The 20,274-nt window shown below is 42.1% G+C and carries 19 protein-coding genes and 2 pseudogenes; 1 reads left to right on the top strand and 20 read right to left on the bottom strand.

Annotated features, from left to right (window positions below; translation table 11 throughout):
* The 13 genes and pseudogenes from yycF to NXM86_RS00120 form a co-directional block, all read right to left on the bottom strand.
* Positions 1–708 carry a response regulator YycF gene (yycF, locus tag NXM86_RS00180; protein ID WP_081189421.1) on the bottom strand — a complete coding sequence of 236 codons (708 nt, stop codon included), beginning with the start codon at positions 706–708 and terminating at the stop codon, positions 1–3.
* 175 nt (positions 709–883) lie between these two features.
* Positions 884–2,170, bottom strand: a complete 1,287-nt coding sequence (locus NXM86_RS00175; RefSeq protein ID WP_015865406.1) for an adenylosuccinate synthase — start codon at positions 2,168–2,170, stop codon at positions 884–886.
* A 287-nt stretch (positions 2,171–2,457) separates the two neighbouring features.
* Entirely contained in the window at positions 2,458–3,822 is a 1,365-nt protein-coding gene (gene dnaB / locus NXM86_RS00170; RefSeq protein ID WP_062679392.1) for a replicative DNA helicase, read from the bottom strand.
* 122 nt (positions 3,823–3,944) lie between these two features.
* On the bottom strand, positions 3,945–4,394 hold the full coding sequence (gene rplI / locus NXM86_RS00165; protein WP_015865408.1) for a 50S ribosomal protein L9: 450 nt from the start codon (positions 4,392–4,394) through the stop codon (positions 3,945–3,947).
* On the bottom strand, positions 4,391–6,367 hold the full coding sequence (locus tag NXM86_RS00160; RefSeq protein ID WP_081189414.1) for a DHH family phosphoesterase: 1,977 nt from the start codon (positions 6,365–6,367) through the stop codon (positions 4,391–4,393). The genes rplI and NXM86_RS00160 overlap by 4 nt, the downstream gene beginning before the upstream one ends.
* Before the next feature lie 47 nt (positions 6,368–6,414).
* Positions 6,415–7,341 carry a YybS family protein gene (locus tag NXM86_RS00155; protein ID WP_498958400.1) on the bottom strand — a complete coding sequence of 309 codons (927 nt, stop codon included), beginning with the start codon at positions 7,339–7,341 and terminating at the stop codon, positions 6,415–6,417.
* Positions 7,342–7,435: 94 nt separating this feature from the next.
* Entirely contained in the window at positions 7,436–7,675 is a 240-nt protein-coding gene (rpsR, locus tag NXM86_RS00150) for a 30S ribosomal protein S18 (protein ID WP_003253854.1), read from the bottom strand.
* 54 nt (positions 7,676–7,729) lie between these two features.
* Complete coding sequence (ssb, locus tag NXM86_RS00145) at positions 7,730–8,224, bottom strand: single-stranded DNA-binding protein (RefSeq protein ID WP_081189413.1); 495 nt, start codon at positions 8,222–8,224, stop codon at positions 7,730–7,732.
* Between the two features lie 29 nt (positions 8,225–8,253).
* Positions 8,254–8,540 (bottom strand): annotated as a pseudogene (rpsF, locus tag NXM86_RS00140) (30S ribosomal protein S6).
* A 104-nt stretch (positions 8,541–8,644) separates the two neighbouring features.
* Positions 8,645–9,745 carry a redox-regulated ATPase YchF gene (gene ychF / locus NXM86_RS00135; RefSeq protein WP_498958398.1) on the bottom strand — a complete coding sequence of 367 codons (1,101 nt, stop codon included), beginning with the start codon at positions 9,743–9,745 and terminating at the stop codon, positions 8,645–8,647.
* An 84-nt stretch (positions 9,746–9,829) separates the two neighbouring features.
* Positions 9,830–10,568, bottom strand: a pseudogene (locus NXM86_RS00130) (molybdopterin dinucleotide binding domain-containing protein); the annotation flags it as partial.
* A gap of 151 nt (positions 10,569–10,719) precedes the next feature.
* Positions 10,720–10,917 (bottom strand): DUF951 domain-containing protein, encoded by a 198-nt coding sequence (locus NXM86_RS00125; protein WP_015865414.1) that lies wholly within the window; start codon positions 10,915–10,917, stop codon positions 10,720–10,722.
* 21 nt (positions 10,918–10,938) lie between these two features.
* A complete protein-coding gene (locus tag NXM86_RS00120) occupies positions 10,939–11,838 on the bottom strand; it encodes a mechanosensitive ion channel family protein (RefSeq protein WP_171699283.1) in 900 nt (299 codons plus the stop codon).
* Between the two features lie 148 nt (positions 11,839–11,986).
* Here NXM86_RS00120 and yyaC point away from each other — a divergent pair, with 148 nt between their 5' ends.
* A complete protein-coding gene (yyaC, locus tag NXM86_RS00115; protein ID WP_041269771.1) occupies positions 11,987–12,610 on the top strand; it encodes a spore protease YyaC in 624 nt (207 codons plus the stop codon).
* A gap of 52 nt (positions 12,611–12,662) precedes the next feature.
* On the opposite strand, the gene NXM86_RS00110 is transcribed toward yyaC, so the two are convergent.
* From NXM86_RS00110 to mnmE, 7 genes are all read right to left on the bottom strand, one after another.
* Positions 12,663–13,364 carry a DUF554 domain-containing protein gene (locus tag NXM86_RS00110; RefSeq protein ID WP_015865417.1) on the bottom strand — a complete coding sequence of 234 codons (702 nt, stop codon included), beginning with the start codon at positions 13,362–13,364 and terminating at the stop codon, positions 12,663–12,665.
* Between the two features lie 59 nt (positions 13,365–13,423).
* Positions 13,424–14,281 carry a ParB/RepB/Spo0J family partition protein gene (locus NXM86_RS00105; protein ID WP_015865418.1) on the bottom strand — a complete coding sequence of 286 codons (858 nt, stop codon included), beginning with the start codon at positions 14,279–14,281 and terminating at the stop codon, positions 13,424–13,426.
* Positions 14,274–15,035, bottom strand: a complete 762-nt coding sequence (locus tag NXM86_RS00100; RefSeq protein WP_015865419.1) for a ParA family protein — start codon at positions 15,033–15,035, stop codon at positions 14,274–14,276. The genes NXM86_RS00105 and NXM86_RS00100 overlap by 8 nt, the downstream gene beginning before the upstream one ends.
* A gap of 136 nt (positions 15,036–15,171) precedes the next feature.
* Positions 15,172–16,017 carry a nucleoid occlusion protein gene (noc, locus tag NXM86_RS00095; protein ID WP_015865420.1) on the bottom strand — a complete coding sequence of 282 codons (846 nt, stop codon included), beginning with the start codon at positions 16,015–16,017 and terminating at the stop codon, positions 15,172–15,174.
* Between the two features lie 46 nt (positions 16,018–16,063).
* A complete protein-coding gene (gene rsmG / locus NXM86_RS00090; protein ID WP_015865421.1) occupies positions 16,064–16,780 on the bottom strand; it encodes a 16S rRNA (guanine(527)-N(7))-methyltransferase RsmG in 717 nt (238 codons plus the stop codon).
* A 22-nt stretch (positions 16,781–16,802) separates the two neighbouring features.
* The gene (gene mnmG, locus NXM86_RS00085; RefSeq protein ID WP_015865422.1) at positions 16,803–18,692 is read right to left on the bottom strand and encodes a tRNA uridine-5-carboxymethylaminomethyl(34) synthesis enzyme MnmG; all 1,890 of its coding nucleotides are present in this window, start codon (positions 18,690–18,692) and stop codon (positions 16,803–16,805) included.
* Between the two features lie 21 nt (positions 18,693–18,713).
* A complete protein-coding gene (mnmE, locus tag NXM86_RS00080) occupies positions 18,714–20,099 on the bottom strand; it encodes a tRNA uridine-5-carboxymethylaminomethyl(34) synthesis GTPase MnmE (RefSeq protein ID WP_015865423.1) in 1,386 nt (461 codons plus the stop codon).
* Positions 20,100–20,274: the final 175 nt, after the last annotated feature.

The raw sequence follows: 20,274 nt of genomic DNA, 5'->3' as shown, positions 1-20,274 counted from the left end.
TTACTCCTGTTCTGGGTTGCGCAAATAATATCCGACTCCCCGTCGTGTGACAATCCATGAAGGGTGTGATGGATTATCTTCAATTTTTTCGCGGAGACGGCGCACCGTGACATCAACAGTACGAACATCACCGTAATAATCGTATCCCCATACGGTTTGCAACAGGTGCTCCCTTGTCATGACTTGTCCAATATGTTTTGCCAAATAATGCAGCAATTCAAACTCGCGATGCGTTAATTCAATCGTTTCTCCTCGTTTCGAAACGATGTATGCATCAGGACGAATGACGAGAGAACCGATAATAATTTCATTCGTATCGTTCGTTTCTTCCTGTGCAACAATTTGTGAATGACGGCGTAAATTCGCTCTTACCCGCGCTAACAGCTCTCTCGTACTGAACGGCTTTGTTACATAGTCATCCGCCCCTAATTCTAAACCAAGTACTTTATCAATCTCTGAATCTTTTGCAGTTAACATAATAATTGGCATATCGTATTTTTTCCGTACTTCCCGACAAACTTCCATACCGTCTTTTTGTGGAAGCATAATATCAAGCAAAATAAGATCCGGCATTATTTCCTCGACTTTTTGCAACGCTTCTTCTCCATCGTAAGCACAAATTACCTCATATCCTTCTTTTTGCAAATTAAATTGCAAAATATCCGCAATCGGCTTCTCATCATCAACAACGAGAATTCGTTTTTCCATCATTCTCTTCACATCCTTCCTTTTACGATGGAATCAGAATAGATTTACCATTATTAATTTATCATGTTATCAAAATGAAATCACTCATAACCATTTGCCATTTAAAGGAGAAACAAAAAGAAAAGCATAGATACATTGCTGCATCTACGCTTTTATTATACATATTATAAATATTTCACGCATATACGCTGCGAACAACATTTGTTTGCGAACGATCTGGACCGACAGAGAAAATCGATAACGGAATGCCCGTTAATTGAGAAATGCGTTCTACATAATGGCGGGCGTTGACTGGCAGTTCGTCCAGACTTTTTACACCAGTAATATCTTCTGACCATCCTGGAAGTTCCTCATAAATTGGCTCACATTCCGCTAGCACTTTTAAGCTTGCCGGAAATTCTTCGATCACTTTTCCTTTATAGCGATAAGCAACACATATTTTTAACGTTTCAATACCAGTAAGAACGTCAATCGAGTTTAACGATAAATCTGTAATACCGCTAACCCGACGAGCATGGCGAACAACAACGCTATCAAACCAACCGACACGGCGTGGACGGCCTGTCGTTGTTCCATATTCACGGCCGACTTCGCGGATGCGGTCGCCAATTTCATCATGTAATTCTGTCGGGAATGGACCGTCGCCGACACGAGTCGTATACGCTTTTGCAACCCCGACGACATGTTTAATTTTCGTTGGTCCGACGCCAGCACCGATCGTCACGCCACCAGCGACTGGATTTGAGGAAGTAACAAATGGATAGGTTCCTTGGTCAATATCAAGCATGACGCCTTGTGCGCCTTCAAAGAGAACACGGCGCCCTTCATCAAGCGCGTTATTTAACACTACAGACGTATCGCAAACATATTTGGCAATTTGTTGTCCATATTCGTAATATTCATCTAAAATATCTTCTAGCTTAAATCCTTCGACGCCGTATACTTTTTCAAAAAGGACATTTTTCTCTTGCAAATTACGAGCCAATTTTTCTTCAAATACTTCGCGATCTAACAAATCGACAATGCGGATGCCGACGCGCGCCGCCTTATCCATATACGCAGGTCCGATCCCTTTTTTTGTCGTGCCGATTTTGTTTGCGCCTTTCCGCTCTTCTTCGAGTTCATCCAGTTTTAAATGGTATGGCAAAATAACATGCGCACGATTGCTAATGCGTAAATTATCAGTTGAAATGCCGCGATCGTGCAAATATTTCAACTCCGCCACTAATGCTTTCGGGTCAACTACCATTCCATTTCCGATGACACAAATTTTATCTTTATAAAAAATTCCGGACGGAATTAAATGCAATTTATACTTCTCTCCATTAAAGACAATCGTATGCCCAGCATTGTTTCCGCCTTGGTATCTTGCAATGACTTCCGCATTTTCTGATAAAAAGTCAGTAATTTTCCCTTTTCCTTCATCGCCCCATTGCGTCCCGACAACGACGACTGACGACATGGCGAGCACCTCCACCTTTAACTCGATATAAACATTGTAAGTGTAGCAGTTTTTCAAGGGAAAGTCAATAAAACACGAACATTTATATATATTAATCATTTATTATTCGTGTATGAACCTCCCCTACCTTCATTCCATAAAGAGGTGGGAGTTTCTTACTACCTCCATCGAAAAAGCTTCCGCGTAGAAGAAAGATGATCTCCTTCTACTCGAGCCTGCATCGGGAGGCTTCTCGTGAAAATGAAAAAAATATAAGGTGCCTCTAAAAAAGCGGCACCTGTTCTTCATTATGCTCCTGGCGGAATTTGCGCATCATCAAAACGGCGTTCCAAATTAACGAACTTGTTGTATTCTTTAATAAATGCAAGCTGTACGGTCCCGACTGGGCCGTTCCGCTGTTTGGCAATAATGATCTCAATAATATTTTTATTCTCCGAATCTTTATTGTAATAATCGTCGCGGTATAAAAAGGCGACAATATCCGCATCTTGCTCGATGCTTCCGGATTCGCGGATATCGGACATCATCGGCCGCTTATCTTGGCGCTGCTCGACGCTTCGAGAAAGCTGGGATAAAGCGATCACCGGCACTTCTAATTCACGAGCCAACGCTTTTAAAGAACGGGAGATTTCCGAAACTTCTTGTTGGCGGTTTTCTCTATTTCTGCCACTTCCTTGAATGAGCTGCAAGTAGTCGATGACAACCATGCCAAGACCGCTTTCTTGCTTTAAGCGGCGGCATTTGGCGCGAATATCGCTGACACGGACGCTAGGCGTATCATCGATATAAATGCCGGCGTTCGACAAGCTTCCCATCGCCATCGTTAGCTTGCCCCAGTCTTCCGGCGTTAACCTCCCTGTCCGTAAATTTTGCGCGTTGATATTTCCTTCCGCGCACAACATCCGCATCACTAGTTGCTGGGCGCTCATTTCCAAACTAAAAATCGCGACGTTTTCATTCGTCTTTGTCGCTACGTTTTGCGCAATATTTAAAGCAAATGCCGTTTTCCCTACAGAAGGACGGGCCGCAACAATAATAAAATCGCTGCGCTGAAATCCCGATGTCATGCGGTCAAGCTCGGTAAATCCAGTCGGGATTCCCGTCACCTCGCCTTTTCGATTATGGAGCATTTCAATATTATCGTACGTCTGCACAAGGACATCTTTAATATTTTTAAATGCGCCTGAATGTTTGCGCTGTGAAATCTCCATGATTTTCTGTTCTGCTTCGTCAAGCAAAACATCTACTTCATCTTCTCTTGTGTAACCGTCTTGCGCAATCGACGTGGCGGTGCGAATCAAGCGGCGCAACACCGATTTTTCTTCCACGATGCGCGCGTAATATTCAACGTTTGCCGCCGTTGGTACAGCATCGGCCAGTTCGCTTAAATATGACACTCCGCCGACTTCTTCCAATTGCTGCGTATCGGCAAGCTCCGCCGTCACTGTGACTAAATCGACAGGCTCTCCTTTATCCGCAACGCGAAGCATCGCATGGAAAATTTTTTGATGGGAAGCACGATAAAAATCTTCCGGAATTAAAATTTCCGAAGCTAATGTTAAGGCGGAAGGATCAAGAAATATAGCACCTAACACAGCCTGTTCCGCCTCGATGCTTTGCGGAGGAATTCGTTCTGAAAATAGATCGTTCATGTGATTTCACCACCTTTTTCCCCCGTTTTTCCTGCCATAAGAAAAATGTGATTATATGAGGAAAACATCCTCATAAAATCACATTTTATTCTCATGTTACCGATATTGATGGGGAAACGAATTTACTTTTGTTCGGTCACATGTACTTTTAATGTTGCTGTGACTTCCGGATGAAGTTTTACAGGTACATTCGTATATCCTAATGAACGAATGGCATCGTCCAGTTCGATTTTACGCTTATCAATTTTAATTTGGTGCTGGGATTGAAGAACTTCAGCAATTTGTTTGCTTGTAATCGATCCGAATAAACGACCGCCTTCCCCAGCTTTCGCGGACAATTCCACCGTTATTTGTTCTAGCTTTTCTTTTAATTGTTTTGCTTTTGCAAGCTCCTCTTCCGCTTGCCGTTGTTCTTTTCGTTTTTGCGCCTCTAGCGCTTTTATGTTTGCTGGTGTTGCTTCAATGGCAAGCCCTTGTTTAAAAAGGAAATTGTTTGCGTATCCGTCAGCGACGTTTTTAATTTCCCCTTTTTTTCCTTTTCCTTTTACATCTTTAAGAAAGATGACTTTCATGATTCCTTACCTCCTTCTAGATAATCATCAATTGCTGCTCGCAGGCGCTGTTCTGCTTCTTCTATCGTTATATCGGAAAGCTGTGTAGCAGCATTGGTTAAATGGCCGCCTCCTCCTAAGCTTTCCATAATGATTTGAACATTGATATCTCCTAAGGAGCGAGCACTAATGCCAATCGTTTGGTCCGTTCGCTTTGAGATAACAAACGAAGCAACGACTCCGCTTAATGTTAATAGCGTATCAGCCGCTTGGGCAATTAACACTTGATCATATGTTTCTGTTGGATCCCCTTTTGCAATGGCGATTCCTCTCGAATCGATAGACGCATTTTCAATAATTTTTGCCCGCTTTACATAATTTGTGATACTTTCTTTTAGCAATTTTTGCACTAAAACAGTGTCAGCGCCTTGAGCACGTAAATAAGAAGCAGCATCAAACGTCCGTGAACCTGTGCGAAGCGTAAAACTTTTCGTATCAACCACAATTCCTGCAAGAAGCGCCGTTGCCTCCAGCATCGACAGCTTCATCCGTTTTGGCTGGTATTCTAACAGTTCAGTCACCAGTTCAGAAGTGGAAGACGCATATGGTTCCATATAAACAAGAATCGGATCATTAATAAATTCTTCACCGCGACGATGATGGTCAATAACAACAATATGATCTGTACGGTATAATAATCTTTCTTCTACGACTAATGAAGGACGGTGCGTATCAACAACAATAACCAACGTATCCTCTGTAACCAACTCAAGCCCTTGTTCTGGCTTAATGAATCTTGACCATAGCTCCGAATGCTTTTTCAATTCCTCAATTAAACGTTGTGCCCCAGAATTCGTTCGTGCCGTATCAATGACGATAAATCCCTCTTTTTGATTGGATTGTACTAACTTTAAAATTCCGATAGCAGCTCCAAGTGCGTCCATATCTGGGTATTTATGCCCCATAATCAGCACTTTGTCGCTTTCTGTAATCAATTCCCTAAGCGCATGAGAAATGACACGGGCACGAACCCTTGTACGTTTCTCCATTGGATTGGTCTTTCCACCATAAAACTTCACTTTCCCGTTGCCTTGTTTAATGGCAACCTGGTCGCCGCCGCGGCCTAGCGCTAAATCTAAACCGGATTGTGCCAACAATCCCAATTCCGGAAGCGATGATACACCAGTGCCAATCCCAATACTTAACGTTAACTGGACATTATATTTCATCGTCTGTTCACGGACTTCGTCTAAAATGGAAAACTTGCTTTTTTCCAATTGCTTGAGAATATGCTCATTCAAGACAGCGATAAACCGCTCGGACGACGTCCGTTTTAAAAATAGCCCATAATCATTCGCCCATTTGTTCAAAATGGACGTCACATGGCTATTCATCTGGCTTTTCGCCTGGTCATCCATTCCTTGTGTAATTTCATCATAATTATCAAGGAAAATAATGGCCAATACTAATCGTTCTGCCTCATATTGTTTTTGTAATTCTACCTGCTCCGTCACATCGAAAAAGTAAAGAAGCCTTTCCTCGCGTCTTATAATGACTTTAAATTGCCTTCCATGAATGTTAATGATTTCTTCATTTATTTGCTCCTGCTTCAATAAAGCGACTAATGGATCAGAAAGATCATATAACGAACGGCCTATTAACGTCTGCTCTTTAAAGCAAGAAGCTAAAAATTGATTCGCCCATTCTACCTCATAGTCATCATTAATCAACATGATTCCAATGGGCATTTCCATTAATGCTTCTTCGCCAACTTTTTTAATTCGATACGACAAGTTGGAAATATATTGCTCAAGCTCTGCATATAATGACCGTTGTGAATGGATCACGTAATAAAGTACAAAACCAAGGAGCAAAAAGCTAACTATCCCTAATATCCATTGAAAATAAAACAAAAACGCTGCAAAAACAACCGATAATGCAATAAAAGCGTATAAGGGATAGCGATACGCTTTCCTTTCATAAAAATGAGACATTCAAAAGTCAGCTCCTACATAGAAAAATAATCTGCCTTATTCAATTATCATATGCGTTTTCGCAAATCAAATCCTAAATCAATTATACCTAATATCGCGATAAGATAAAGTAAAAAAGGCAGGAATAAGCATAGGATCGTTCCACCGATCACGATTCCTTTCGGTACATTCTTTTTATTGGCAGCATAATACAAGAAAGAAAACCCTTGAACAATAAAAAGCAGCTGTAATAAATAATATACGTTTAAAACGGCAAGATAGGCAAATGTTCCTTTTTCTAACGGAATGAATGAAATAACAAGCACGAGCAAATAGCACCATAATAAGCTTTTTGGTAATGTAAAATCACGAAACGGAGGCCACGTGCCGACTGGCAGCTTTAATCGTTTTAAAATTGGAATAGAGACGGCCATTGTTACGTAGGCAAGCAAGAAAGCAGCGATGGCAAACAACGTCGGGGTTACGTATTTTATAAGTTCCAATCCTTGTTCAAATTGTTCCTGTAATTGTTTTGTCGGCGTTTGCCCCATTCCTTTCATAATTTGCATCGCAGTGTGAAATGATTGGCGAAATGCTGAGAGCGTTTCCTGAATGATATCCATCTGCAAAAATTTTACGGAGATGACATAATCGATGACTATGTTCATAAGAAATATAAGCGCGCTCATCAGTAAAATCATATAACGGCTTTTATTTTTGGCAAGCATTCCCCCAATCGCAATCCCTGCTGTTCCAAACATCAATGCAACCGGCAAAGAAAGAAGCGAACCAATCAGCGTAGAAATAATAAGCGAAGCCACAAGCAAAAGAAGTGCATATGCATAACCGTGCCTCATCGTAAAAATCATAAACGGCAGCGATAAAAATAATATAGCAATCATCCCTAACAGCGGTACATATAGGGAAACTAAAAATAAAACGGCAAACAGAGCAAGCTGAATCGCCGCCTCCGTAATGATGTGCGTTTTTCGCAATTTTCCATTCTCCCTCCTTACGTCCATCGTATCACAATGACGGAGAAATAAATAGAAAAAGCAGTAAGGATTTCCCCCTTACTGCTTTCGTATTTTATTCATCTGCTACGTATGGCAATAATGCCATTTGACGAGCGCGTTTAATAGCAACCGTCAATTTACGTTGATATTTCGCGCTTGTGCCAGTAACACGGCGAGGTAAAATTTTGCCGCGCTCCGAAATGAATTTCTTTAACAAGTCTACATCTTTATAGTCGATATGTGTAATTCCGTTCGCTGTGAAATAGCATACTTTCCGGCGTTTTGCGCGTCCGCCTTTACGTCCTGCCATCATATATCCTCCTTTCTCCTTTATCTTTATCCGATCAAGGCGCCTTTTGCTTTTTGATTAAAACGGTAGGTCATCATCCGAAATATCGATCGTTTGACCATCGTTTGCAAAAGGATCTTCATCTATGCGACTAAAATCTTTTTCGTTTGGATTGCGATGGTTCTGATCTGGTCCAAATGGGAATGGCTCCCCATAGTAGCCGCCTGCTGCCACTCCACGCTGTTCTGTGCTACTTTTCGGCTCAAGAAATTGGACGCTATCAGCAACCACTTCCGTTACATATACACGCCTTCCATCTTGACCTTCATAGCTGCGGGTTTGTAAACGACCGTCTACTCCGGCTAAACTTCCCTTTTTTAAGAAATTCGCGACATTTTCGGCTTGACGACGCCAAACAACGCAGTTAATAAAATCCGCTTCACGTTCACCTTGCTGGTTTGTAAACGGACGATTGACAGCAAGCGTAAACGTGGCAACAGCCACCCCACTTGGAGTATAGCGTAATTCCGGATCTCTCGTTAACCTTCCTACAAGAATTACGCGATTAATCATCAGAACCACCTCTTAATGTTTAAAAAAAATTATTCTTCTTCTTTTACGACAATATGACGGATAATATCGTCGCTGATTCTTGCTAAACGGTCAAACTCTTGCACCGCTTTTGGCTCAGAGACGACATTCAAATCATGTAATGACCGTCACGGTATTTTTTAATTTCATATGCTAAGCGGCGTTTGCCCCAATCCGTCACATTTGTAATTTCCGCACCATTTTCTTTTAAAATATTATTGAAACGATCCACTACTGCTTGTCTCGCTTCATCGTCTAAATTTGGGCGGATAATGTACATGATTTCGTACTTTCTCACGCTAGTCACCTCCTTTTGGTCTAAACGGCCCTTTTGATAAGGGCAAGGAGTAAAAGATTACTCACATTTTTTGATTATATCATGCTAGAAAACGATAAGCAATATTAAACATTGAAGCGGAAATAAATAATATCGCCATCTTGTACTTCATAATCTTTTCCTTCCAACCGGATTTTTCCTGCTTCGCGTGCCGCCGCCATCGACCCAGCTGTGATTAAATCTTCGTAAGAAACCGTTTCCGCACGAATAAATCCCCGTTCAAAATCGGAGTGAATAATTCCCGCGCACTCTGGCGCTTTCATCCCTCGGCGGAACGTCCATGCGCGCACTTCTTGTTCCCCTGCAGTGAAGAACGTTGCCAATCCAAGCAAGTTATATGATGCACGAATTAATTGATCTAGACCCGATTGTTGAATGCCAAGTTCTTGTAAAAACAAATCTTTTTCCTCATCATCCAATTGAGCGATTTCTTCTTCAATTTTTGCGCAAACAACGATCACTTCAGCATTGTCGCTTTTCGCAAATTCGCGAACTTGTTTGACGAACGGGTTGGCATCTGGATTAGCGACATCCTCTTCACCGACATTAGCAACATATAACATCGGTTTGATCGTTAATAGGTGAAGCTGCTTGACTACTTTCATTTCTTCCTCTGTAAATGAAAGCGTACGCGCTGGTTTTCCTGCTTCGAACGTTTCTTTCAGGCGCACCAGAATATCATATTCAAAAACGGCGTCTTTATCTTTTTGTTTCGCTATTTTGCCAACGCGGTCTATGCGTTTATCGACCGTTTCTAAGTCGGCGAAAATTAGCTCTAAATTAATCGTTTCAATATCCGCAAGCGGATCGACTCTTCCCGCTACATGGGTGATATTTTCATCCGTAAAACAACGAACAACTTGACAAATGGCGTCGACTTGGCGAATGTGCGATAAAAATTTATTCCCAAGCCCCTCTCCTTTACTTGCCCCTTTGACAATTCCGGCAATATCGGTAAATTCAAACACGGTCGGTACCGTACGTTGCGGTTTGAACATTTCCGTCAACACTTTCAACCGCTCATCCGGCACTTCAACAATACCAACGTTTGGTTCAATTGTACAGAAAGGATAATTAGCAGATTCTGCTCCCGCTTTTGTAATCGCATTAAATAGCGTCGACTTTCCGACGTTCGGCAAACCGACGATTCCTGCTGTTAATCCCATAATTTTTCCACTCCTCTTTTCCGTTCACATCTTTCCTCATTATAGTGAGTCCAAAAGAAAATGACAAGCGCATTCATAAGCTAGTCATTTCTTTAGTTTTTCAATATTCACTAAGCAGTCGTATAATGTGCTTCCGCATCCGTTATCAGATTCGCGGTCCGATGTTAATACATTGACAGCACCGCCAAACTTCGCCCATTGCCCCTCATCGATATTGATCTCGCAAGAATTTTTACCGTTCCAATTAATTCGCCTCGGTCGTTAAACACTCTTGCTTTATCTCCTTCCGCCAATCCTCTCTCCTTGGCCACATCTTTTGATACTTCAATTTTGATCGATTGAATGGATTCAACAAGATGGTAATGTTGCGAATGGTTGGAGCGAAGCGGATGAATGGTTAATAAACGATACGCTCTAGAAGCGCAAGCGCGGCAATATCAAAACATTGTCCGACTTGTAGATTGCCGAAGTTCGCCCCGCCCCCCGGAATGCCAACATTGCCGCTTATCGCTACAAGCGCGTCAATCCAGCGAATTGTATTGCCGCCATTGGCATATCGCTGCATGCCAAGCCCTAAATATGTCGCAGTTGGACGCTCTCCGTAAATAACAGCTAATTGCGTCATCACATCGCGGTCTACTTCCGTGAGACGCTCAATTTTTTCCATCGTTATACTTTCCAGTACCGCCTCGACATCGGCAAACCCAGCGGTATGCTGTTCAATAAACGCTCGGTCTTCCAAACCTAAGCGCAGCATTTCTTTTATAATTCCCATCGCCAAAAATGCATCCATCCCCGGTTTGACCGATATATACATGTCGGATGTGTTTCATCTCCGTCTACTTTTGTTGCTTTTCCGTTTTGAATCATTACTTTTAATCCGCACACATCCTAACAATTTAACGGGCACGATGTGACGCGTATCTCTTCCATAACTCTCCTCTCCTTTTCGTTATAGAAAGAGCATGAGGTCGTTACTCCTCATGCTTGACTAACACTTTTTTCATCTTTCGTACAAATTCTTTTCGCGGAAGCAGCACGCTATGGGCGCAACCTTCGCATTTGATGCGAATATCGGCGCCTAAACGAATCACTTTCCAGCGGTTTGTTCCGCACGGATGCGGCTTTTTCATTTCCACGATATCGTATAATCCAAACTCTTTATTTTCCATTGGCTCACCCCCGTCTTTTGCTTAGGCGTTTCCCTTTGCTTGCTGAGCAGATTGTTTTTCTTGTTCATTGCGATCATGAAGAACAAGGCGTGGATATGGGATTTTAATTCCTTTTTCATCTAAATGCATTTTTACTTCTTTGCGAATCGCTCTTGCTACGGAAACGTGGCGCATTGGTTTCGTTTCACAAGTAATACGCATGACCACTTCAGAATTCGTTAAATTTTGAACGCCTAACAACTCAGGCGGGGCAACCATATCTTCATATTTTGCCGGCAATTGCGGCAGAAGTTCGAGAATCGCTTCCTCTACCTTTTCAATGTCCTCTTCATAAGCGATGTTGACATCCACTACCGCAATGCTATTATTCAAAGAATAATTCGTCACTTGCGCAATACTTCCATTTGGCAGAATATGAACTTCCCCTGTCCAACTTCTAATTTTGGTTACCCTTAGGCCAATTGCCTCAACATATCCTTCAAAATTACCTATTCGTACATAATCCCCAACCGCAAACTGATCCTCAAAAATAATAAAAAATCCGGTAATGACATCTTTCACTAAGCTTTGCGCGCCAAAACCGACAGCAAGTCCAACAATACCAGCACCTGCCAAAATTGCTTTTACTTCCACGCCAAACGTATCTAAAATCATAATCAGCGCAATAAAATATAGTACGTACGTAATCACATTATCAAGAAGCCGCAACAACGTTGCTTCCCGCCGCTCCGAAATGCGGATTGGAGCTTTTTGCCGCATTTTAAAAATATTATGGATCGCAACTTTTAAAACCTTCGTCACAATCATGCATAATACTAAAATAATAATGATTTTGAGCGTTCCTGCCCCTAATTTCACCCAAAAATCTTCATTTGCGGCAAATCCAAATAAAGAGTCTAAAATCTTTTTCACTGTATCCAATGTTGTTCACACCTCTGCATCATTTTACGCTTTGCATCAACTATTTTAACAAGATTACAAATCAATTTGTAGCAATAAACATAATGTATATAATTTTCGTTTTTTCCGTATACTGTTAATACTTTGATGACAATTAGGAGTGGGTATGATGAGTATACCATCTATTTTTTTCTCATCCAAAGATGATAGAGAGCGTATTTTTCATGATGAACAAGGAGCTTCTACATTAATAGCGCTGCGGCTTATTTCACTGCTTCCTTCCCCTTTATCGCAGCCTGCCGCTATTGTTTGTATCGGTACGGATCGCTCTACCGGCGATTCGCTCGGGCCGCTTGTTGGTACGATGCTAAAAGAAAAACACCTTTCTCACTTCCATGTATATGGGACATTGGAAGAGCCGATCCATGCCGTAAACCTAGAAGAAAAAATCACCGCGATTCGTTCAATTCATGACGACGTATTCATGATTGCAATTGACGCTTGTTTAGGACGGCTCAAAAGCGTTGGCGCCATTACGATCGCAAAAGGGCCGGTACGGCCAGGCGCCGGGGTGAATAAACAGCTTCCACCTGTCGGTGATCTTCATATTACCGGAGTAGTGAACGTTAGCGGATTTATGGAATTTTTCGTTTTGCAAAATACTCGTCTTCATCTTGTGATGAACATGGCAAAAACGATCGCCAACGGCATTTATGAAGCGGATCGAAAATTAAGCCGAAAGGAATTTTGGACGAATACAACCATCGTCAAAGACTCCCAACAGCCATTCTAATCATAAAAAATCCCCTCTTTGTTGTGGTGAACAAGAAGGGGGTTCTTTGTTTTTAAAAAAAATGAAGAACGGAAACCGCGAAAGCAGTTACTATAATGCTAGGCAGCAAATTCGCTACACGTATGTTCGTAATACCAAGCATATTTAAACCAATCGCCATAATTAAAATTCCTCCTGTTGCCGTTGATTCAGTAATGAACGAATCGACAATTTCTTTTGGCACCCATCGCTCAATTTGCGTCGCAAGCAGCGCGATTCCTCCTTCATACATCATGACAGGAATCGCCGAAAAAATAACGCCAATACCGAGTGTTGTTGTTAAAATAATACTCGTGAAGCCATCTAAAATCGATTTTGTATACAAGACGCGATGGTCGCCGCGCAATCCACTATCAAGCGCGCCAACAATCGCCATTGCTCCAATGACAAATAATAATGTGGCGCTGACAAATCCTTTTGCGATATTTCCTTCTTGGTCCCCTCCTACTTTTTTCTCGACCCATTCACCGAGCTGATTTAGTTTTTGGTCCCAATCCCATATTTCTCCTAACACTCCGCCAAAAACAAGACTAAAAATGACAATGAGAAATTGTTCGCTTTTCATCCCCATTTGAATTCCTAGCAACGCTACGGCAAGCCCGATTCCTCCCATCACCGTTGCTTTTAATCGTTCCGGGATATGTTGGAATAATTTCCCTAGTAATGACCCGACCACAATACAAATTCCATTTACAATCGTCCCTAATAGTACCACGATGCGTTTCCTCCCGTTCATTACCATAAAAAAATAAACCACCAAAGATGATGGCCTACTTATTCATCCAATCGCACATCTAACAATTCTAGTATTCTTTCTAAATCTTCAGAAGAGAAAAATTCAATCTCAATTTTTCCTTTTTTTCGAGTTTGTTTAATCGTTACATTCGTTCCAAATTTTTCTCTCAACAAAGATTCACTTTCCTTCAGAAAAACGCTTTTTTCCACCGGTTTTCGCTTTGGTGTTTCACGTGAAACATTTTTATTCATTTCTTGAATGAGCTTTTCTAGTTGGCGGACGTTTAACTGCTCGCGAATAATACGGTCAACAACGAATTTCATCTTATTTTTGTGCTTCAGCCCTAACAGCGCACGGCCATGCCCCATCGAAAGCGTTCCATCTACAAGCATCTTTTGTACGTCCTTTGGCAACGACAATAAACGAAGATGGTTGGCGATATGAGGGCGGCTTTTTCCTACGCGGCTGGCAATCTCTTCTTGTGTAAGCTGCAGCTTTTCCATTAACATTTTATAAGCCATTGCCTCTTCAATCGGATTTAAATCTTCACGCTGCAAATTTTCCAACAGAGCCAGTTCCATCATTTGCTCATCTGTCAATTCACGCACGACAACCGGAACGGTTTTTAAATTCGCTTCTTTTGCGGCGCGATAACGCCGTTCCCCAACGACAATTTCAAACCCTTTTATACTTTTCCGCACGATCAATGGCTGCAAAATCCCGTGCTGCAAAATCGACTGCTTTAATTCTTCAATCGCTTCCTGATGAAACACTTTCCTCGGCTGATAAGGGTTTGGGTGAAGTTCGCGGATATCCACTTCTTTTATTGTTTCTTCTTCCTTTAACGTCAAATTGGAAAACAACGCATCAATTCCTTTGCCAAGACCTTTAGCCACGCTCTAACACCTCCTTCGCCAATTCTAAATATACTTCCGCGCCCCGTGATTTGACATCGTACAAAATAATTGGTTTTCCATGGCTCGGCGCTTCACTTAACCGGACGTTTCGCGGGATGATCGTGTTATATACTTTTTCGCGGAAATATTTTTTTACTTCTTGAATAACTTGAATACCTAAATTCGTACGGGCATCCAGCATCGTTAACAAAACGCCTTCAAGCCGTAAATCATGATTTAAATGTTTTTGTACAAGCCGAATCGTATTTAAAAGCTGACTAAGTCCTTCAAGCGCATAATATTCACATTGAACAGGAATAAGAACGGAATTGGCTGCCGTTAACGCGTTTAGCGTTAATAATCCCAATGAAGGAGGGCAGTCGATAATAATAAAGTCATATGCTTCCCGCAACGGATCGAGCGCATTTTTTAAACGAATTTCACGTGAAATAACCGATACGAGCTCAATTTCCGCCCCTGCTAATTGAATGGTTGCCGGGATAATATGTAAGTTTTCAATATTGGTTGGTCTTATCACATCTTTCGCTTTTAAATCCCCAATAATAACGTTATAAATACACTCATCGACGTCTCCTTTTTCAATTCCGATTCCGCTCGTCGCATTTCCTTGCGGGTCGATATCCACAAGTAATACTTTTTTTCCAATATGCGCTAAACAAGCTGCTAAATTAACCGCTGTCGTCGTCTTTCCGACTCCGCCTTTTTGATTTGCGATTGCAATTACTTTGCCCACGATGCCACCTACCTCTAATTCTTACTCATATTGTTTATTTTAACATGAAACAAATAAAATGGACTTGTTTTCTATTTATAGAAAGAAAAAAACCCCATCAAAGATAACTTGATGAGGCAAAACATTCTTCGGTTCATTACTTTTTCGGAATGCGAATCGTAATTTGATAATAGTCTTCAAATTCTTCTTCTTCTGAATCAACAGCAACGCCGCTGTTTGCCACCATGGTGAGCGACTGCCGGATGGTGTTGACGGCGATGCGCATATCTTTACTAAATGCTTTTCGTTTTGGTTTCGGTTTCGGATTCGCCGCTTCTAGCATTTTCAACACACGATCTTCCGTTTGCTTCACGTTTAATTGCTTATCAATGATTTCTTGCAACAATTTTAATTGCTTTTCTTTATCTTTTAAGACGATTAATGCGCGTGCATGACGTTCCGTAATGGTTCGATGCAACAAAGCTTCCTGCACTTCTTGCGGCAGCTTCAGCAGACGCAGTTTATTTGCGATCGTCGATTGTCCTTTTCCAAGCCGTTGCGCTAACGCCTCTTGTGTCAAATTATGTAGCTCTAATAGCTTCGCATACGCCATCGCTTCCTCAATCGGCGTCAACTCTTCACGCTGCAAATTCTCAATTAACGCTACTGAAGCGGTTTCTTTGTCATTTAGATTTTTAATAATCGCTGGAATTTCCGACCAACCGAGCTTTTGAACGGCGCGCCATCTTCGTTCTCCTGCAATAATTTCAAACTTTCCATCCTCGCACTCGCGGACAACAATCGGCTGGATAATGCCATGCGTATGGATCGTTAATGCAAGTTCTTCAATTTTTTCTTCGTCAAAAATCGTCCGTGGCTGAAAGCGGTTTGGAACAATTTTAGAAACCGGAATTTTTCTTACTTCTTCTTTTTCTTGTTTTTCCATCGTCTCTTCCTGTTCCTTTTCTCCAAAGCTAAAGAAGCGAGAGAAAGGATGCTTCATTCCCCTTACACCACCTTTAAAAACTCTCCCCTAGATTGTAAAAAATTCATTGAATTGGTTGCTTATTTGGCATTCCCGGTTTGCGAGGATATTTGTTTGGCGTATTTCTCACTTTTTGAATAAAAATAATCGTTCGTTCACTTTGTTCTATCGGCAGCATAAACCGCTCGATCGCGGAAATTTCCCCGCCAAGCACATCAATCGCTTTTTTCCCTTGTTCCAATTCTTCCTGTGCCGAGGCGGCTTTCATGGCGATAAAGGTGCCATTCACTTTGACAAGCGGAAGACACAACTCACTTAATACGGACATTCGCGCCACTGCCCTTGCAGTGACAATATCAAATGATTCGCGGAATTCTTTTTTTCTTCCAAACGTTTCGGCCCGATCGTGATAAAAGGCGACATCGGTTAATCCTAACTCGGCTGCTAAATGCTCGAGAAAGGTGATGCGCTTTTGCAATGAATCGACAATCGACAATTTCAGATGCGGAAAACAAATTTTTAACGGAACGCTTGGAAATCCTGCACCTGCGCCTACATCGCAAATGGATAATGATTGGGAAAAATCATAGTAAAAAGCCGGAGAAAGAGAATCAAAAAAATGTTTTAAATACACGCTGGGCTTGTCCGTGATGGCAGTTAAATTCATCTTTTCATTCCATTCCATTAACAACTCATAATACCGCTCAAATTGTGCCAATGCTTGAGAAGAGAGAGAAATCCCTTTCTCCTCAAGCATGGTATGAAACTGTGCTGTATCCATACGCCAATCCTTTCCCTAATTTTTATTCATTCGACACTCGTGCGATTCTTCCTTGTTCTAAATACACTAATAATATCGAAATATCGGCAGGATTTACCCCTGAGATGCGCGAAGCTTGTGCAATCGACAATGGTCGGACTTGTTTTAGTTTTTGCCGCGCTTCTGTTGCTAAGCCGTGAATGGCATCATAATCGATATCTTCTGGAATCTTTTTATTCTCCATTTTTTTGAGTCGTTCGACTTGTTGCAACGATTTTTGAATATATCCTTCGTATTTAATTTGAATTTCTACTTGTTCCGCCACTTCCGGTGAAATTTCTTCTTCCGCCGGAGCAAGCTGTTTAATATGTTCATATGTCATTTCCGGACGACGCAACAAGTCCGCGGCGCGAATGCCGTCTTTTAGCTCGCTTCCTCCTGCTTGGCGAATCACATCTTGTACTTCTTTAGTTGGTTTGATGATATAGGACTTTAGCCGTTTTTTCTCTCTTTCGATCGCTTCTTTTTTCGCCAAAAATTTTTGATAACGTTCCTCAGAAATAAGGCCGATTTTATACCCAAGTTCGGTCAGACGCAAATCAGCATTGTCATGGCGAAGAAGCAAGCGATATTCCGCACGGGATGTCAACAATCGATATGGTTCATTCGTTCCCTTTGTGACAAGATCGTCAATCAACACGCCAATATAAGCATCCGAACGACTTAAAATAATTTCTTCTTTTCCAAACGCCCGATGCGCTGCGTTAATGCCAGCGATAATTCCTTGTCCCGCCGCTTCCTCATATCCGGACGTTCCGTTAATTTGTCCAGCTGTATACAAGTTTTTCACTAGTTTTGTTTCCAACGTTGGCCACAATTGAGTTGGAACGATTGCGTCATATTCAATCGCATAGCCCGCCCGCATTAATTGCGCCTTTTCAAGACCAGGAATCGTCGTAAGCAGCTGCCGTTGAATATGCTCCGGCAAGCTTGTCGACAATCCTTGCACATATACTTCTTCCGTTTCGCGTCCTTCTGGTTCTAAAAAGATTTGGTGGCGCGGTTTATCATGGAAACGCACGATTTTATCTTCAATCGATGGGCAATAACGCGGACCCGTTCCTTTGATCATTCCGGAATACATTGGCGATAAATGTAAGTTTTCGTCGATAATCCGATGTGTCTCTGGCGTTGTATACGTAAGCCAGCATGGCAATTGGTCGGTAATATATTCCGTCGTTTCATACGAAAATGCCCGCGGAACATCGTCACCTGGCTGAATTTCCGTTTTGCTATAATCAATCGTGCGGCTGTTGACGCGCGGCGGTGTTCCTGTTTTAAAGCGGACAAGCTCAAAACCAAGCTCTTCTAAATGCTCGGACAACTTAATCGATGGCTGTTGATTGTTCGGTCCGCTGGAATACTTAATGTCTCCAATAATAATTTCTCCGCGCAAAAATGTCCCTGTCGTAATAACAACCGTTTTTGCATAATAATGTGCTCCCGTCTGGGTAACAACCCCTTTGCACACGCCGTCTTCCACGATCAAACGTTCCACTTTTCCTTGCAATAATGTAAGATTTTCTTGATTTTCAAGCGTTTTTTTCATTTCGCGTTGATATAACACTTTGTCTGCTTGCGCCCGCAATGCCCGCACCGCTGGACCTTTTCCAGTGTTGAGCATCCGCATTTGGATGTACGTTTTATCAATATTTTTTGCCATTTCCCCGCCTAACGCATCAATTTCACGAACAACAATTCCTTTTGCTGGACCGCCGATCGATGGATTGCATGGCATAAATGCGATCATATCAAGGTTTAATGTAATCACTAACGTTTTCGCACCAATGCGCGCTGCCGCTAACGCCGCTTCGCATCCAGCATGGCCGGCGCCAACGACAATGACGTCATATGAACCTCCATGATAATCCATACAGCTTACGTACCTCCTTCGTTATTTTCCTAAACAAAATTGTGAAAACAGTTGATCAATTAAGCTTTCGTGCACCGTATCCCCAATAATTTCTCCAAGAAGCTCCCATGCTTTTGTTAAATCGATTTGTACAAGATCGACCGGCATTCCCGATTCAATTCCAGAAATCGCATCCTCTATCGCCTTTTTGGCTTGATGAAGCAAGGCGATATGACGCGAATTCGAAACATACGTAAGATCACCTGCTTCGACAGAGCCGCTGAAAAACATTTCAGAAATGGCCGTTTCCAAATCTTCAATCCCTTTTTCTTGCAATAGAGATGTCGTAATAATCGGGCGGCCGTCCGCTAATTGTTTGACCCGATCCATATCGATATTTTTTGGTAAATCTGTTTTATTTACGATAACGATGAAATCCATCCCTTTTACCATTTCAAAAAGCTTTTCATCTTCTTCCGTCAACGGCTCATGATAATTTAGCACAAGCAAAATTAAATCAGCTTCCTTCAACATTTGTCGCGAACGTTCTACACCAATTCGCTCGACGACATCCTCCGTTTCGCGAATTCCCGCCGTATCGATTAACCGAAGTGGGACGCCGCGGACATTCACGTACTCTTCGATCACGTCGCGCGTCGTTCCAGGAATATCCGTTACAATCGCCTTATTTTCGTGCACAAGCGCATTTAATAACGATGATTTCCCGACATTCGGCCTTCCTATAATGACCGTTGCCAAGCCTTCGCGCAGAATTTTGCCTTGTTGCGCGGTTTGCAGCAATTTTTCAATTTGCTCCCGCACGTATTGCGCCTTCTCCATTAACAGATGCGGCGTCATCTCTTCCACATCATCATATTCTGGATAATCAATATTCACTTCCACATGGGCAAGTGTTTCTAAAATCGTCTGCCGCAGTTCACGAATTAATTTCGATAAGCGTCCTTCCATTTGCTGCAGCGCCACGTTCATCGCTCGGTCCGTTTTCGCCCGAATCAAATCAATGACCGCTTCCGCTTGAGATAAGTCAATCCGTCCGTTTAAAAATGCGCGTTTTGTAAATTCTCCTGGCTCAGCAAGCCGCGCCCCATTAGTTAATACGAGCTGCAGCACACGATTAACCGATACTAAACCACCGTGGCAATTAATTTCAACAACATCTTCCCTTGTAAACGTCTTTGGCGCTCGCATCACCGATACCATTACCTCTTCGACCGTCTGGCCGCTTTTTGGATCCACAATATGACCGTAATGAATCGTATGTGACGGAACGTCTTTAAGACGCTTTCCGCTTGGACTTTGAAAAATGCGGTCAGCGATCGCAATCGCTTCGTCGCCGCTCAGTCTGACAATCGCGATTGCTCCTTCTCCCATCGGCGTGGAGATCGCAGCAATCGTATCAAATTCCATCAATTCCTCACCTCTTTTTGCTGACAAAAAGCCAATCTATCTATATGTTAGACAACTACCGTTGTCAATAACGATCTATCCACAATTTTTTCGTTAATCATTTCAATTTTAACTTATCCACATGTGAATAACAACATGAAGTGCTCATCCTTAAACCTAAAAAATGTAAACAAAA

The organism is Geobacillus sp. CX412 (assembly GCF_027942335.1).
GTDB classification, from domain to species: Bacteria; Bacillota; Bacilli; order Bacillales; family Anoxybacillaceae; genus Parageobacillus_B; species Parageobacillus_B toebii.
Note: the sequence above shows the minus strand (reverse complement) of the source record. Positions and strands in the feature narration are given on the sequence as shown.